Raw genomic sequence first — 16,381 nt, forward strand, 5'->3', positions numbered from 1 at the left:
AACCAACATGCGCTGCTAAATTGCGACGCTGCATTAAACTTTTAAGAACAAAACGAATCTATCGTATAAAATCATCCGGCGAATTCATGAAAAGCGACCAGCAAATTATAGCTGAACTAAAAGACGAAAGTACCAAGCAGGCAGCTTTCCGTGCTTTAGTGTCCCGTTACAAAGAACGGCTGTACTGGCATATCCGTAAGATTGTGCTGAGTCATGACGATGCCGATGATGTTTTGCAAAACACCTTCGTTAAAGTTTGGCGCAACATTGAAGGATTTCGCGAAGAATCGGGTTTATTTACCTGGTTGTTTCGAATTGCCACCAACGAATCGCTGTCCTTTATTTCGCAAAAAAAGAAGCGGGCTTTTATCAGCCACGAGGAAACCAACACCTATATCCTGGAGAACCTGGAAACAGATCCCTATTTTGATGGCGATGACATTCAGTACCGCTTGCAAAAAGCCATTGCCCGCCTGCCCAACAAGCAAAGACTGGTTTTTAACATGCGCTACTATGATGACATCAAATACCAGGACATGGAAAAGATTCTTGAAACATCGGCCGGAGCGCTCAAAGCATCCTATCACCATGCCGTTAAAAAAATTGAAGACTACTTAAAATCAGAAGAGTAGAACCTAAAAAATCAAAAGTCATTAAACTTTTTTTAATACAAAGAGTCAAAGCAACGATGAAAGAAAAGAAAGACATATGGACTGAATTGCAAAATCCACCCTCCAAACCACCTTTTAAGGTGCCGGAAGGTTATTTTGACTCGTTGGAAGATCGCATAGAAGCGAGAATTGCCAAGGAAACAGAACAAGTTTCATCCCAAGGCAAACTCATTCGCATGCTCAAACCTGTTTTAGCCATGGCGGCCAGTTTTGCCCTGATCTTTATGCTGGTTTATTACCCGCTGAGTGTTTTCCTGCCTTCCTATTTGGCAAAAACATCCCAGGAATCGGTGGAAAAACCCAATACCTTATCCGAAGATGAACTGTTATTTTCTTATTTTTCTGCCTCAACAAACTCTCTTTATGACTTATTTGGAGACGAAGAGGAAGTTCAGGAGGAAGTTGACGCAGAAGAACTTTTGGATTATTTATCGACAGAAATGAACGAAACGGAAATCTTTGCTTCTTTAAACAATTGAAAGTAAAAACATGAATAAGATGAAAAAACTTATTTTATTTCTGGGAGTCCTTCTCCTGACAGCAAGCTACGTAGCAGCACAGCCAGATATTAAACGCAATGATGACTGGATGCAAAAAATAAGAGCAGAGAAGATTGCATTCCTGACCACAAAACTGGAGTTAACACCAGAAGAGGCTCAAAAATTCTGGCCGGTTTACAATGAGTTCGAAGAAAAACGTTTCGAGATTCATATGAAACGAAGACATATGGAAAGACATACCATGGACGAACTGGAAGGCTTAAACGAAGAACAGCTCAAAAAAATTTCGAATGATTTTATCAACTTGTTTCAAAAGGAAGCAGACCTGATGAAAGAATACAACGAAAAATTCTTTAAAGCTCTACCTCCCAGAAAAGTGGTTAAATTTTACGACATGGAAAATGATTTCCGGTCGCACATGCTTCGTGAATACCGACAAAAACAACGCGGTGAAAAACGATAACCTAAAAGAGGCCGAAAATTCGGCCTCTTTTTTTTATGCAAATTTCCCCTTCTCCAGGAAAGCAATTGTTTCATTAATTCCTTCATACATCAATGTATCCTCGCGTACAAAGGAGACATGTTGCCGATACTCTTCCAAAAATCCGGCCAGGTAGTCAGAGGTTTTAAGCGGCCGTCGGAATTCCATAGCCTGTGCCCCATTGTACAATTCGATTGCCAATACTTTCAAGACATTATCAGTTACTTTCAACACTTTTGTGGCTGCATTTCCTCCCATACTCACATGGTCTTCCTGTTCGTTGGACGAAGGAATGGAATCGACCGAAGCCGGTGTACACAGCTGTTTGTTTTGACTAACAATGGAAGCTGCTGCATATTGCGGAATCATAAAACCGGAATTCAATCCGGGATTGGCTACCAAAAATTCGGGCAAGCCCCGTTCTCCTGAAATCAGCCGGTAGGTTCGTCGTTCTGAGATGCTGGCCAACTCAGCCATGGCAATGGCCAAAAAGTCGAGCGAGAGTGCCAGCGGTTCGCCATGAAAGTTTCCTCCGCTAATGATCAGATCATCGTCCGGAAATACCGTGGGATTATCAGTGACCGAGTTGATCTCAATTTCAACCACTCGCGATACATACTCCACAGCATCCTTTACCGCGCCATGCACTTGCGGAATGCACCGAAATGAATAAGGATCCTGCACATGGTCCTTTTTCCGGTTGATCAGCTCGCTGCCTTCAAGCAACTTTCGGAAATTTTCTGCCGTATCAATCTGTCCGGCATGTGGCCGAATTTGTTGCACCTGCGCCATAAATGGCTCAATCAGCCCATCAAAACTATCCAGGGAAATGGCCCCAATTACATCGGCATATTTTACAACTTTAAAAGCTTTTAGCAAGGTGTACACCCCATGAGCACTCATAAACTGGGTTCCGTTCAATAAGGCCAAGCCCTCTTTGGCTTCCAGCCGGATTGGCTCCCAGCCCATTGCTTCCAACACTTCAGCCGATTTTACTTTTCTGCCTTGATAATTGACTGTTCCCAGTCCCAACAAAGGCAAAAACAGCATGGCCAGAGGAGCCAGGTCGCCACTGGCTCCAAGCGAGCCTTGCTCAAATACTTCGGGTAAAATAGCTTCATTAAATAGATCCAGGATGCGCTGTACCGTTTTAAGCTGCACCGCTGAATTCCCTTTGGCCAGGGCATGTGCTTTCAAAAGCAACATCAGGCGAACAACATCCTGCGGAACTTCGGTTCCAATATTACAGGCATGCGAAACCACCAGGTTTTCCTGCAGTTTGCTCAGTTCAGCCTTGGAAACCTTGATATCGCACAAGGCTCCAAAACCGGTATTGATGCCATAAATCGGATCTTCGCTTTGAGCCAGTTTCTGATCCAGAAAAGCTTTTGATTTTTGAATTAACGCAACTGATTCCTCAGAAAGAATCAGCTTTTTCTTTTCTTCCAGAATTTCTTCAATAATCTGGAAACTTAAAGGCTCCGGGGTAATATAATGACAATTAGACTCCATCTTTTTTTATTTTAATCATTCAACAATTCGTTGTTCAATTTAAAAAGAAGAGTCCCGTTCAGGGGCAACGTATGTCGCTGCCAATGGCCTTTACCGGCCGGTCATTACGCCCAATTGGTCTGGTTTTGCTTGTCTGCATACAAGCAAGAACGTCAAATTCAAACTACTCAGAAAGGATTTTTATCAGTTCTTCGGGGCTTACCAATTGCTGATCGCCCGATTTCATGTTTTTCAATGTTAGTTTTCCTTGCTTAATTTCTTCTTCTCCAACCATCACTACAAAAGCGACTTGCTTCCGATCGGCCCAAGTCATTTGCTTCTTCATTTTGGCAGCTTCCGGGTAAATCTCCGCATTCACCTTATTAGCACGCAAACGAGCTAAAATAGGTAAACAGTAAGCTTCTTCCTTTTCACCAAAATTGACAAACAACACCTTGGTTGAAGCAACGGCTTCATCCGGGAACAGCTCCAGCTGAGTCATCACATCATAGATGCGATCGGCGCCAAACGATATACCAACACCTGATACATCCGGCATTCCAAAGATCCCCGTCAGGTCATCGTAGCGACCACCACCACAAATGCTGCCTATTTGAACATCCTTTGCTTTTACTTCGAAAATTGCTCCGGTGTAATAGTTCAATCCGCGGGCCAGCGTTAAGTCCAGCTCAACTTCAGTGGTTAACTCAAATCCGGAGAGGTAAGCAAACAGTGTGCGCATTTCTTCCACGCCTTTTTTCCCCACGGTTGAGCCACCAATCACTGCTTCAATCTGATCGAGTTTTTCGGCATTGCTTCCACTCAATTGAAGAATGGGCTGCAACTTATCCACAGCTTCCTGCGACACTCCTTTGTCCAGCAATTCCTGGTTTACTTTTTCAAGGCCAATTTTATCAAGCTTGTCGATGGCAACCGTGATGTCGATTATGCGATCAGCTTCGCCAATGGTTTCAGCAATACCGGCCAAAATCTTCCGGTTGTTGATTTTCACCACCGTAATAATGTTCAACTGATTAAACACATCGTTGATGATTTGCACCAACTCCAGCTCATTAAGCAGTGAGGTGCTGCCAATCATATCCACATCGCACTGGTAAAACTCGCGGTAACGCCCTTTCTGAGGACGATCGGCACGCCAAACCGGTTGTATTTGGTAACGCTTGAAAGGAAAAGAAATTTCGTTGCGGTGTTGCACCACATAGCGGGCAAAAGGAACCGTTAGGTCATAACGTAAACCTTTTTCCGAAATTTTGTTGGTCAACCGAACGCTGTTCCGTTCCTGCAACTCATCTTCAGAAACTTTGGAAATAAAATCGCCTGAATTCAGAATTTTAAACAGCAGCTTATCCCCTTCTTCTCCATATTTCCCCATCAAGGTTGAAAGGTTTTCCATAGCCGGCGTCTCAATGGGTTGAAAACCGTAACGTTGAAAAATTTCCTTAACCGTGTCGAAAATATAATTCCGGCGAGCCATCTCTACCAGTGAAAAGTCGCGTGTTCCTTTTGGAATTGAAGGTTTCTGAGCCATAATCTGTTTTTCTAAATTTCGAACTGCAAAAGTAACTAAAAACAAGAAAAGCCGGAATTGATCCGGCTTTTTTCAATACTTTTTCTTTTTTACTTCAAAAAACGAATAGACCAGGGATAACGATAGAATTCGCCCTCATTCGCTTTTAGAGCAGCAATAATGGTAAATACCATAGCTGCAACACCGATAATGGCCAATAGCAAAATACCGATGCCGATAAATATCAACATTCCGGCAATAACTCCCAGAATGGTAACGGTAATCTGAAAGTTTAAGGACTCTTTTCCCTGATCTTCCACAAAATCATACTGGTCCTTTTTCAGTAAATAAACAAGAAGAGGTCCGATAATGTTACCTGCCACAGGGATTATAAAGCCGGCAAAAGCAGCAACATGACAAAGCATTCCCCACATGCGCTCGTCACGATCATCAATTATTCTATGCATAATTTATTTTTTTCTACAAGATAGAGAAGCACGCGCTTAATTCAAAAAAAGAAACAAATTCTTCAAACTCAAATGACACGAATACTGAAAATTACTTTTCGATTCGGATCCGGGCATCCACGGCCAGTATTTTATCGCCTTTTCCCAATAAGGGGTTAATGTCCATTTCTTTTATCTCCACAGCAAAACGAAGCATGCTGGATAAGCGAACTATAATTTCGGCAAACTTCCGCTGATCAGCGCCTTCCTGCCCGCGGTAACCTTTAATGATTTTATACGACTTCAGGTTTTTAATCATCGAAGAAGCCTCGCATATCCCCAATGGAGCCAAGCCGGAAGTCACATCTTTCAGCACTTCCACCATGGTGCCTCCCATGCCGCAAAGAACAATATGTCCAAAACGATCTTCGTACTTGGCACCAACAAACAGTTCGATGCCAGAGGCCATTTCAGCCATCAACACGGCCTCGGTTTCCGGAATATTCATCAAACGGTTAAACTCATGCAGCACCGTTTCCTGGTCGTGCACATTAAGCACCACTCCCCGCACATCGCTTTTATGCACCGGCCCAATCACCTTCATCACCAAAGGCCAGCCAAGTTCTGCAGCGGCTTCTATCGCTTCCTCCGGTGTGCCAACCACCAACTCTTTTACACGTGGAATGCCAGCTGCATCAAACAACCGGTGAACCATTTCGGGCGGCTGGTAGCCATTATCGGCCTGATCAATAATCCGACGAATTTCGGGTATATCCACACCATCCAGGAAAATCTCATCGGTATGCGGTTTGGGCGTATTGGCTACTTTAGCCAAAGCACGTCCCAACAAAACCTCGTCCGGGAAGTTGACATTGCCTTCGGATAAAAAATACGCCACATCATCGCTAACGTTAATTACTGAAGGTAAGATGGGATAAATCGGTTTTTTGCACGTATGCATTTTTTTATTGAGCACCTCATACACGTCGCCAACCGGGAACAAACCGGGGCTTCCGTAAATAACAGCCATACCATCCACCTCTCTGAAATCATTGTCGCAGGCATCAATAATTGCCCCCAGCTGTTCCGCATTGCCGGTTGCCAGAAAATCAATAGGATTTTCAACCGAAGAGCCAGGGAATAACTCTTCTTTCAGCTTCTCCTTGGCCGGCGAATCCTGAATCTGCGGAATCTTAAGACCGCCGGCTTCAAGCGCATCTGTCAGCATCACTGCCGGGCCGCCGGCATGGGTAATAATCGCCATGCGTTTGCCTTTCATTTCTTTACACATAAATACGCAACCTATAGTGGTCAACTCTTCGCGGCCGTAACAACGCACAATTCCCGCTTTTCGGAAAAGCGCCTCTACCGCCAAGTCTGAACTAGCCATAGCTCCGGTATGTGACGATGCTGCACGACTTCCGGCATCGCTGCTTCCGGCTTTTATCGCCGCAATTTTACAGCCTTTTTTGATGAGCGAAGACGCGTGCTTCAACAGCTTATCCGGATTCTGGATGCTTTCAATATAAAGTAATTTGACACGTGTACTGGTTTTTGGGTCAAACACATCGTCCATAAACTCCAGCACATCTTCAACTCCTACCTGGGCGGAGTTGCCCACAGAAAAAACACTGGCAAAATGAAGGCCTTTGGGAATACCCGATTCCATAATGAATACCGCAGTAGCGCCCGAACTCGAAATAAAGTCGCAGCCCATCTGGTCGAGTTTGGGAACTGGCGTGGTGAACACACTGGCATGAGCCGGAGTGATAATTCCGATGCAGTTTGGCCCAATTAAGGAGGCACCATAGTGATTGACAATCTCCACAATTTCCTGTTCCAGCTTTTTACCGGCTTCGCTTTCCTCACTAAATCCAGCTGAAATAATGATGATGCCCTTGGTGTTCTTGTCGCGACACAGCTGCAAACAGATGTCCGGACATAGTTTGGCCGGCACAGCCAGCACGGCCGTTTCAACCGGTGGCAGTTCGGCAACCGACCGAAAAGCTTTTAGCCCCTGAACCAAGTCTGTTTTGGGGTTGACGACATACAAGTCACCATCAAAATTATTATCGATCAGGTTTTTGAGCAGTTTTCCTCCGGGCTTAGCCACATCGTTTGAAGCGCCAATAACAGCAATGCTTTTCGGCCAGATGAGTTCTCGTGTCAGCATATTTTCAGTTTATTTTTATCAAAAATACGAATTCCCTGCACTTAGCTCCTGATATTATTCAGGATGAAGCAGAAAATAATCCGCAAAAAAGACGGGCTGCAGGAAATGGCATTTTACAAGTTCTTTTTTTTGAATAGTTTTGCCATTAGCAATGGGAAACATCACCGAACAAAGAATCATGGTTCACTGCGACTTCTCCGAGTCGATGAATGACGCAATCGTCCATGGATTGCGGATAGCCGGTATTTTTCGAAAAGAGTTGTGCTTGTTTCACCCCTTACAGGAAAAGGGCAAAGCCGATAAACTGGCAGTGCAAAAGGCCTTAACCACCATTATTCACCGTTTGAAAAAAGATGTGTCCACCATTCCCATGTCCAGTTTGACTCTGAAAGGAGACCTGGCCAACTGCATTGACCGTGTTGCTGAACAATACGATGGCGTGATGCTGGTGTTGACCTCCGAAAAGCTGAAAGGCAAACTCAAGGCTTTACAGATCAGCCAGATTCCGTTTTTATTTGTGCAGGGACACACTCCCGAATCACTTCGCTACAAAAAAGTGATGCTGCCTATTGATTTTCGGAAAGTAATGAAAGACACCTCACTGTGGGCCAGCTATTTTGGAAGATTCAACCAAGCGGATGTCACCATTTTAGGTGCGACTGAAAAGCCGAAAGATCATGCTAAAATGATCGGCAAAAACTTAAAGTTTATCACCCAACTATATACCAAACTGCTGATTGATTTTCAACAAACCAGCACCCCAAAAAACAGTTTTGGGCTTCCACACCGCGCACTTGAACAATGCCACAAGGAAAAGTATGACTTACTAATCATACCATCGAGTAAAAACATCAGCCTGATTGATCTTCTTATCGGGCTTCCGGAAACAAAAATTCTGAAAAAGGCGGGGCACCTTCCTGTGCTGTGCATCAACGCCAAACGCGACATGTATATTCTGTGTGATTGATGCCTGTTGGAGTTCCTATAATTCAAAATTTTATTATTCCTTTGTAGAACGACCTGAAAACGGGTCAAATCAACCATTCAATTCTTTAGAATCATGCGTGTAATCCTTGTCATTACTCTTCTGTTTACTGCCTTTGGTAGTTTTGCTCAAAAATTTGAATATGATGTTTTATTTCACGGAATTGGCGATAACCGGGAATATTTTAGCGGAGTAGCAAACTCGCAAACCATCCTTGGAGAACGAAGCAGTTTTGCCGTTGGCACAACCATCGATGGCGTGCATGAATTCCGAATCGGCCTGAGTCATTTGTTTGAATTTGGCAGTGAAATTGCGGATCAGAAACCGAAGCTGACAGCGTATTATCATTATTCGGATGAGCAAAAAGAATTTTACTTCGGGGCTTTCCCCCGCATGGGACTGATTGATTTTCCGTTGGCCTTAATTACCGACACCTTTTTGTACTACCGCCCCAATATTGAAGGCTTGTACGGTAAATACAACTGGGACTGGGGCCATCAGAGTGCCTTTGTAGACTGGACCGGACACCAAACCGTCAGTCAGCGTGAAACTTTTATGGCCGGTTTCTCGGGCGAAATGCGTCAACAACATCTTTTCTTTCAGAATTACATTACCCTCTTTCATTATGCCGGCACCAGCCTGCGTCCGGAAGGGGAAAATATTCACGACAACCTGGCGGCTGCTTTTTTTGTGGGTTCCGACCTTGATCAGCTGCTCCCCATTCACAATTCCTACCTGAAAATGGGTTTACTTCACTCCAAGCATCGAGAGCGCCATGTTTCTGATGGCTATGAAAATTCCAGCAGCTTGTTGGCCGAGTTGTATGGCGAAGTGAAACAGTTGGCCTTACGCTCTACCCTGCATGTGGGCGCTGGACACCGGGTAATGAATGGTGATCGGTTTTACGATGCTGACAGCTACTGGCGAACCGATTTTATTTGGCGTTTCATTTCCAGCGAGCATGTGGAAGGCCGCTTCAACCTGTCGTTGCATCTGCTTGACGGAAACGACCTGGATCAATCACAACAGCTGTCACTCATTTACCGCTTTGGTAATTAATCCTTCAAGCACGCATCGTGTAAACCGGAATATTATTTCGAGCTGAATCCTTTTTTCAAAAAAAAAAGAGATGGCCTTCGAAAAGACCATCTCCTCCATACTTTTTTATAGACTTAAGTTATTCGCGGATCAAATCCATTTCGTCCAGCAAATAACCTGCCCCGGCAAACTTATCAACGATAAACAAAACGTAGCGAATGTCGACCATAATGTTGCGGCACTGATCCGGATCAAACATGATGTCGCTCATGGTGCCTTCCCAGCAACGGTCAAAATTCAATCCAACCAATTGTCCTTTGGCATTAATGGCCGGGCTTCCGGAATTTCCACCCGTTGAATGAATAGAGGCTGTATAAGCTACAGGCATTTGCCCATCCTCTCCGTATTCGCCAAAATCAGCCGTTTCGTAAAGTGTTTTCAGCTTTTCAACCTCTATATAGTCAGGATTTCCAAGTTGGTATTTTTCCATTATTCCCTGTAAAGTTGTGTGATGAGAATATTCAACACCATCACGCGGTTGGTACCCTTCAACCTTACCATAGGCGACACGCATGGTAAAATTCGCATCGGGATAGAGTTGTGCATTTTTTTCCATGGCCATAATGCCCTTCATGTATTGTTTTTGCACACGGGCTATGTTGCTTTTAATATCTTGATAAACACGCTCAATATTTTGCTGATAATGCTGACGCAAGCCGTTGTACAATTTTATCACCGGATCCTTTTGCAGTTTATCAATGGCTTTGGAATCAAATTCAGCTACAATCTCCTTTAACTTGGAAGCATCAGCTAAAACGGATTTCTGATACACTTTACGAATCAGTTTCTCGTCATTGTACTTCGCCAGCAAGTCGGTAAACTCCTTTGGCAAAAAGCTTTGATCCAGGTCAGCTCGCAAAAGCCGAAGCAATTCGGTGAAAAGTTCCTGATCGGTGCCCAGGTCATAATCATCAAAATAGTCCGTCATTTTCTGATCCAGCGCTTTCCGAACAAGTCCCTGCTTTTCTCCGTCCAGTCTATTCCAGCCTTTATCATTGCGGGGGAAATTTTCTGCCAGTTTGAAAATATCAATTCCTTTAAAAACAATTTCCTGATAATAATTATTCGCCTTTTCATAAGGCTGCAAGTTGATATACAACTGTTCAAACTGAGGCAACACCGAAGCGTAAGCTTCTTCCAAGGTATCGTTCTGCATATACCAAACCTCAAAGTCAGCTTCGTAAGCTTCCTTTACCATGATGGCATTCAGTCGGTTCAACCCGCGAATTTCCCCTTTCCAGCGTTTCCATGAGTTACTGGTGCTTGCATACTTCGACGCATATTGAATGCGTACTTTCGGATCCTGTTCCATATGCTTTGAAAAGATATCCAAAATAGCAGTTCGGATTTTGATCCGATCCGGGTTACTCTGGTTGATTATCATATCCACCGCTTGCGAAGGCAGGTACTGCTGCGTGGTTCCCGGATAGCCCATCAACATCATGAAATCGTCCGGATGAACTCCGTTCATTGAAATTGGCAACCAGTTTTTGGGTTTGTAGGGTACATTATCTTCCGAATAAGGAGCCGGCTCGTTATTGGCATTGGCGTACACGCGAAATATGGAAAAATCGCCGGTGTGACGGGGCCACATCCAGTTGTCGGTGTCACCACCAAACTTCCCAATAGCCGATGGCGGAGCCCCCACCAGGCGCACATCAGTGAAAACCTGATACACATATAAAAAGTACTGGTTGCCGAAATACAAAGGTTTAACAATGGCTTCATACTTCCCCTCTTCCGATGCCTGTTGCTGAATCCGACGGATATTGTAATCCAATTTGGCTTGCAAGGAATCGCCTTCCAACTGTTCAGTCCCTGCGAATACAGAATCAGACACATCTTCCATCCGGTCCAAGAATTTGGCAGTCAATCCCGGGTTAGCCAGTTCCTCTTCCTGCGACATGGCCCAAAAACCATTGGACAGGTAATCCTGCTCTACCGAGCTATGCGACTGAATGGCCGAATAACCACAATGATGATTGGTCAGCAGCAAGCCTTTATCGGAAATCATTTCGCCGGTACATCCTCTTCCGAAAATGACCACGGCATCTTTCAAACTATTCTGATTAACACTATACACGTCTTCAGCACTCAGGCGAAAGCCCATCTGCTGCATTTCTTCGATGGTATATTTTTCCAGTAAGGTGGGAACCCACATTCCCTCTTTTGCCATGCTTGAAAAACAAAGCATTGACACAAAAACAAAAAGAATTAATTTTTTCATTTATAGGTAATTTTTCTGCAATACAAATTCAGCAACACGCTTTGGAATTGTGGTGTTGGTTATCGATAAGCAAGGAACTTGCGCCCTAGAATTTCTTCAGGAACTGATATACTTTATGAACCGGAAGTCCCATTACATTGAAGAAGGAACCTTCAATTTTATTGACGCCAACAAAACCAATCCACTCCTGAATTCCGTATCCACCTGCTTTATCATAGGGTTGGCAACGCTCAATATAGTATTCAATTTCATCATCGGCCAGTTCATCAAACCAAACTTCGGTTACCGCATGAAACGAATATTTTCGATTGGCCGATTGAATATTAACCCCGGTAATTACCTGGTGTTGGCTTCCGGATAAATGCTTGAGCAGGTCAATGGCTTCCTGTTTTGTTGCCGGTTTTCCAAGGACTTCCTCATCTTTCCAGACAATGGTGTCGGCAGCAATAACCAGGCAATTATCGCCCAATTGTTTGCGCACGGCAGTTGCCTTCAGCTCGGCCAAATACTCGGGAATAGCGGTCATTCCCAGCTCCGGCGGAAAATACTCCTTTACATCTGAAACATGAACTTCAAAATTAAGACCGAGTTCTTCCAGCAAATGCTTACGCCGAGGCGACTTTGAAGCCAATACCAGCCGATAATTTTCTAAATTTTGTAGTACCATTAGGTTGATCTCCAAAAATATGAATGTTCGTTAATCCAGGTATCTTGTGCCTTCATTACCTGTTCGATGATATCACGGGCACAGCCTTCTCCCCCTTTCTTATCCGAAATATAAGAAGAAATTTCCTTTATTTCGCTGACAGCATCCAAGGGACAAACAGCCACACCAACGGCTTGCATGACCTCGTAATCGACCAGGTCATCGCCCATGTAGAGCACGTCTTCCATGGTAACACCTGTTTTTTCAATAAAATCATGGAGGCATTTCATTTTGTCGCGCACGCCCATGTAGATGTGCTCCACTCCGAGGTTCTCGTAACGTGTTTGAACCAATTCCAGATTTCCTCCGGTTATGATTCCCACCTGGTACCCCATGTTCAATGCATTTCGAATGGCATAGCCATCCTTTACGTTAGCCGTCCGAACAGGAACTCCTTGCTCGTTCAGGGGCATGGTATCCAACGATAGCACGCCATCAATATCAAAAATAAGTGCTTTAACTTGCTTCAGTTTATCTTTAAAAAACACCATGGTATTAGTTGCTATTTTTAGTTTTATAAATGCTTTCAGAGACAAAGCTATAGATTTTCTGTAATTCGGGCTTGTCAGCCAATAATTGCAGGTGTTTATTGATGATTGTTTCATCAAACCTCACAGCTGGGCCAGTTTGCGCATCGCTGGGCTTCAAGTCTTTTACTTTTAGGGCTGTTTCAAGAATCAAGGGTTGCAATAATTCAAAATCCATTCCCCTTTCTTCTAAAAGACTGTCCCCCAGATGATAAAAATGATTCACAAAGTTACAGGTGAAAACAGCTGCCAAATGCAGAACTTTCCGTTCTTCGGAATTAATGGATCGTACCGTTTCTGATAAACGACCAGCCAGTTTATGCAGCTCGTCATAAAATGTCGCAGTGCTGGCTTCCAAACAAATCGGGATACTTGTAAAGTCGACATCCCGCTTTTTAGAAAATGTTTGAAGGGGATAAAAAACACCGTACTCGCCAACATAAGAAGCCAGCAATTTCATCGGAACACTTCCAGCAGTATGTACCACCCAGGCGTGGTGTCTGAGCTGGTCCAAAACCTGTTCCAATGCATCATCTTTTACTGAAACAATAATTAAATCTGTCTCTTCCAGCTGAGCCAAATCGATGGTGTACCGACAATCTAAAACAGTGGCTAAGGTTTGGGCTGAACTTTGGGTTCGGCTATAGACCTGGTTTATATGGAGTCCGGCCTGTTTTAGTGCTTTACCCAGTTGGGTGGCTAAGTTTCCGGCTCCTACCAAACTTATATTTCTAATCATAGTTACTTCAATTCTGAATTATCAAAGTAACAAAAAAACCGGCTAAAAACCGGTTATTATAAGGAGTTTTGGTAGCGTCTGCCCACCTCGTCCCAATTAATGATATTCCAGAAGTTCCCGACATAGTCGCCCCGGCGATTTTGATAATTTAAGTAATAGGCATGTTCCCAAACGTCAAGAGCCAATAGCGGTGTACCTTGTTTTTCCACTACATTCATCAAGGGGTTATCCTGATTGGCTGTGGAGGAAACAAATAATTTACCATTGGCGCCCAATGAAAGCCAGGCCCATCCACTTCCAAACTGCGTTTTTGCCGCTCCTTCAAATTGCTCTTTAAATGCTTCAACCGAGCCAAAGTCAGCCTCGATGGCAGCCTTAAGCTGATTATCCATGGTTGTTTTGTTCGGACTCATGTTTTCCCAAAAGAGTTGGTGATTGTAAAAGCCACCACCATTGTTCCGGACAGCCTCACCGTGTTGATCAATTTTTGCAAAAATTGATGGCATTGGTGTTTGCTCCAGTTTTGTGCCTTCAATGGCTTTCATGAACTTAGCAAAATAGCCTCGGTGATGCTTGTCGTAATGCAACTCCATGGTTTGTGCATCAATGTTTGGTTCAAGGGCATCGTAAGCATAAGGAAGATCAGGAAACTGATGTCCGCTGAAAACTTCTTTTTTACTTTCACTACCGCAAGCCACCAAACCTGAACCGATAATGGGGGCTGCCACGGCCATTTTTCCAACTAGATTGATAAAATTTCTTCTTTCCATACGTTCTTTTTTCTACTTTTTTTAAACATAACAGCAGAAAGAAAAGAATGTTTTCATTTTAATATGAAGCTTTCTGCTAAATTAAAATTGAAAAGAAACAAGCAGTGATCGAATACTTTAGGCACAAAGCATGGACATCATCAAGCAAAAGCTATTTCGTTATTGTTCGTTGTTTACCCCTCGAATAAAAAGACAATAGAAAAAGGCAAAGAAGCTACTTCCAACGTGCGTTTCAAAATTGGAGTCGCCAAAGTTTGCAATAGCCATACTAATCAGAAATAAAAGAAAGAACGGATTTCGATAGGTTCCAGTCCAAATTACCGGATAGGCAATTGCGAATAAAATCCAAAGACATCCGATAAGTCCAAACTTCACCATATAATTCAAGTATTGGTTGTGTGCATCCGCAAAACGATCAGGATCCATCTGCGCTTTATTCTCAAGGTAGGCCGTATGGTAGGCTTCTTTCCAGTTTCCGGTTCCCACTCCAAGCCAAAAATGATCCTTAATAATAGTCAATGCAGCTTTGGTATATTCCATGCGCTGTGCCAATGATTTATGATCGGCATAACCCGTTTTAAAATACGTATCCAACTCCCAAATGCTGGTATACACTCTGGGATAAAGGGACAATCCCCGTTTGGCCAAAAGATAATTACTCACTCCGGCTTCTATGTTCTCAATATCCTTTTTGCTAAGCGAAGTCACCCCTGCAGCATCCTTGCGCAGATTTTTAGAAGTTAAATACCGAACCAAGGTGTACTTGACCTCGTAGCCATTCACATCTTTCTCTCCATATTTCAACCGAGCACGAGCATCCCAGGCTTCCTGCATCTCCTGTTCATTCCAATACAGGCCAACATAGTGTCCATTCTCCAACTGCTGGTCATCGAAATCATGCCGATAAGGGTTTCCTTGTGCAGTCAGGCTATCCAGTTCAGCATAGTTAACCAAATCAACCGTATAAAACCGGTCAACCGCATAATACATATAGCCGAACGGAATTAGCAAGATCAGGACAACTGAAGCCAAGGCCAGAAAACGAACCAATCGCGTCTTCATTTCAGCAATCACTATAAACAAGCCAACGATAGCTGTTCCCATAAAAGTAAGTAAGCCCGTAAAAGATTGGTGCCACACCAAGAAAAGCAACAGAGATATAATTAAACTGATAGCGGCAAGTTTTAAACCTCTCTTAAACATTGACCAATGCCGGTAAAGAAAAACCGAGATGATAACCATGGCAAATACCACTTGAAAACTGAAACGAATATGATGAATGAAACCAAACTCCTGCGCCTTTAGCACAGACAACTCATCTTGTAAGTAAAAGTTAACGACAGTTATTAAGGCCGAAGCAGAAACCGCGCCAACAAAAAGCCTTAACAGGTTGTTCAACTGCCTCAATTTAATGGAACACCCGTTTATAAAAGCTAAAGGAATGATCAGGTAAGCAATATTCTTTTGCAAATCGTAAAAAGCCCACTTCGAATCGGTGGAAAAGAAGCTTCCGATAAGATAAACCAGGTAAATACTGCTGAAAAAAAGTAAGGATTTATTTTGACTGAATCGCTTTGCGACAGAACCATTTTCTCGTGACCAAAAAGAAACCAGCAACAATAAGACACCAGCAATGGAGATAAGTGCCTCGGAAAAGGGTAATGCGACCACAAAAAGTGCAAGCACTCCGTAAAACCAGTTGATATCTTTCAATTGAATCATTCAGGTACCAAAAGTATAAAACTTAAGTTTGATTGCCCTAAAAATTATCCAACCTCCTTAAAATAAAAAACCCGTTGCTCCGAGGAACAACGGGTTTAAAAAGAAAGGCGACGACCTACTCTCCCACATTTCTGCAGTACCATCGGCGCTGGCGGGCTTAACTTCTCTGTTCGGAATGGGAAGAGGTGGGACCCCGCCGCAATAATCACCTAAATTCTTGCTTTGCTTACTACTTCAATCTAATCTTGAAGCGTACTCAACACTTAAATACGTTTAACATACCGGGAAAAAATGTAAATTAACCTAAAACCTTAAAA

15 protein-coding genes and 1 rRNA gene are annotated in these 16,381 nt (G+C 43.5%); 5 read left to right on the forward strand and 11 right to left on the reverse strand.

All coding sequences use genetic code 11. The annotated features are described in order from the left end of the window. Nucleotides 1-86: 86 nt before the first annotated feature. Genes ACRD6K_RS05395 through ACRD6K_RS05405 form a run of 3 tightly spaced genes read left to right on the forward strand, consistent with a single transcriptional unit; the run spans nucleotide 87 to nucleotide 1,634 of the window. On the forward strand, nucleotides 87-632 hold the full coding sequence (locus ACRD6K_RS05395) for an RNA polymerase sigma factor (protein ID WP_430972389.1): 546 nt from the start codon (nucleotides 87-89) through the stop codon (nucleotides 630-632). Between the two features lie 56 nt (nucleotides 633-688). Then, on the forward strand, nucleotides 689-1,150 hold the full coding sequence (locus ACRD6K_RS05400) for a hypothetical protein (RefSeq protein WP_430972390.1): 462 nt from the start codon (nucleotides 689-691) through the stop codon (nucleotides 1,148-1,150). A 19-nt stretch (nucleotides 1,151-1,169) separates the two neighbouring features. Next, entirely contained in the window at nucleotides 1,170-1,634 is a 465-nt protein-coding gene (locus ACRD6K_RS05405; RefSeq protein ID WP_430972391.1) for a hypothetical protein, read from the forward strand. 33 nt (nucleotides 1,635-1,667) lie between these two features. On the opposite strand, the gene hutH is transcribed toward ACRD6K_RS05405, so the two are convergent. The 4 genes from hutH to ACRD6K_RS05425 all read right to left on the reverse strand — a co-directional run bounded on the left by hutH (nucleotide 1,668) and on the right by ACRD6K_RS05425 (nucleotide 7,290). Beyond that, nucleotides 1,668-3,164: a histidine ammonia-lyase gene (gene hutH, locus ACRD6K_RS05410; protein ID WP_430972392.1), complete on the reverse strand. Its 1,497-nt coding sequence runs from the start codon at nucleotides 3,162-3,164 to the stop codon at nucleotides 1,668-1,670. Nucleotides 3,165-3,327: 163 nt separating this feature from the next. After that, nucleotides 3,328-4,692 (reverse strand): histidine--tRNA ligase, encoded by a 1,365-nt coding sequence (hisS, locus tag ACRD6K_RS05415; protein WP_430972393.1) that lies wholly within the window; start codon nucleotides 4,690-4,692, stop codon nucleotides 3,328-3,330. 89 nt (nucleotides 4,693-4,781) lie between these two features. Next, nucleotides 4,782-5,138 (reverse strand): DUF4870 domain-containing protein, encoded by a 357-nt coding sequence (locus ACRD6K_RS05420; RefSeq protein ID WP_299584203.1) that lies wholly within the window; start codon nucleotides 5,136-5,138, stop codon nucleotides 4,782-4,784. A gap of 91 nt (nucleotides 5,139-5,229) precedes the next feature. Beyond that, complete coding sequence (locus tag ACRD6K_RS05425) at nucleotides 5,230-7,290, reverse strand: acetate--CoA ligase family protein (RefSeq protein WP_430972394.1); 2,061 nt, start codon at nucleotides 7,288-7,290, stop codon at nucleotides 5,230-5,232. Between the two features lie 178 nt (nucleotides 7,291-7,468). Between ACRD6K_RS05425 and ACRD6K_RS05430 the strand changes: the two genes are divergently transcribed. Both ACRD6K_RS05430 and ACRD6K_RS05435 read left to right on the forward strand, forming a co-directional pair. Then, on the forward strand, nucleotides 7,469-8,257 hold the full coding sequence (locus tag ACRD6K_RS05430; RefSeq protein ID WP_430972395.1) for a hypothetical protein: 789 nt from the start codon (nucleotides 7,469-7,471) through the stop codon (nucleotides 8,255-8,257). Between the two features lie 93 nt (nucleotides 8,258-8,350). Further along, a complete protein-coding gene (locus ACRD6K_RS05435) occupies nucleotides 8,351-9,334 on the forward strand; it encodes a hypothetical protein (protein ID WP_430972396.1) in 984 nt (327 codons plus the stop codon). 118 nt (nucleotides 9,335-9,452) lie between these two features. On the opposite strand, the gene ACRD6K_RS05440 is transcribed toward ACRD6K_RS05435, so the two are convergent. The 7 genes from ACRD6K_RS05440 to rrf form a co-directional block, all read right to left on the reverse strand. After that, nucleotides 9,453-11,600 carry a S46 family peptidase gene (locus ACRD6K_RS05440; protein ID WP_430972397.1) on the reverse strand — a complete coding sequence of 716 codons (2,148 nt, stop codon included), beginning with the start codon at nucleotides 11,598-11,600 and terminating at the stop codon, nucleotides 9,453-9,455. 85 nt (nucleotides 11,601-11,685) lie between these two features. Beyond that, nucleotides 11,686-12,267: a Maf family nucleotide pyrophosphatase gene (locus ACRD6K_RS05445; protein ID WP_430972398.1), complete on the reverse strand. Its 582-nt coding sequence runs from the start codon at nucleotides 12,265-12,267 to the stop codon at nucleotides 11,686-11,688. Then, complete coding sequence (locus ACRD6K_RS05450; protein WP_430972399.1) at nucleotides 12,267-12,797, reverse strand: KdsC family phosphatase; 531 nt, start codon at nucleotides 12,795-12,797, stop codon at nucleotides 12,267-12,269. Before ACRD6K_RS05450 ends, ACRD6K_RS05445 begins: the two co-directional genes overlap by 1 nt. Before the next feature lie 4 nt (nucleotides 12,798-12,801). Then, complete coding sequence (locus ACRD6K_RS05455; RefSeq protein ID WP_430972400.1) at nucleotides 12,802-13,572, reverse strand: Rossmann-like and DUF2520 domain-containing protein; 771 nt, start codon at nucleotides 13,570-13,572, stop codon at nucleotides 12,802-12,804. Nucleotides 13,573-13,628: 56 nt separating this feature from the next. Next, on the reverse strand, nucleotides 13,629-14,342 hold the full coding sequence (locus ACRD6K_RS05460) for a superoxide dismutase (RefSeq protein ID WP_430972402.1): 714 nt from the start codon (nucleotides 14,340-14,342) through the stop codon (nucleotides 13,629-13,631). 159 nt (nucleotides 14,343-14,501) lie between these two features. Then, nucleotides 14,502-16,064 carry an O-antigen ligase family protein gene (locus ACRD6K_RS05465; protein WP_430972403.1) on the reverse strand — a complete coding sequence of 521 codons (1,563 nt, stop codon included), beginning with the start codon at nucleotides 16,062-16,064 and terminating at the stop codon, nucleotides 14,502-14,504. Nucleotides 16,065-16,166: 102 nt separating this feature from the next. Beyond that, nucleotides 16,167-16,277, reverse strand: a 5S ribosomal RNA gene (rrf, locus tag ACRD6K_RS05470). Nucleotides 16,278-16,381 lie beyond the last annotated feature (104 nt).

The sequence above is a fragment of the Sunxiuqinia rutila genome (assembly GCF_050589705.1).
GTDB lineage: Bacteria > Bacteroidota > Bacteroidia > Bacteroidales > Prolixibacteraceae > Sunxiuqinia > Sunxiuqinia rutila.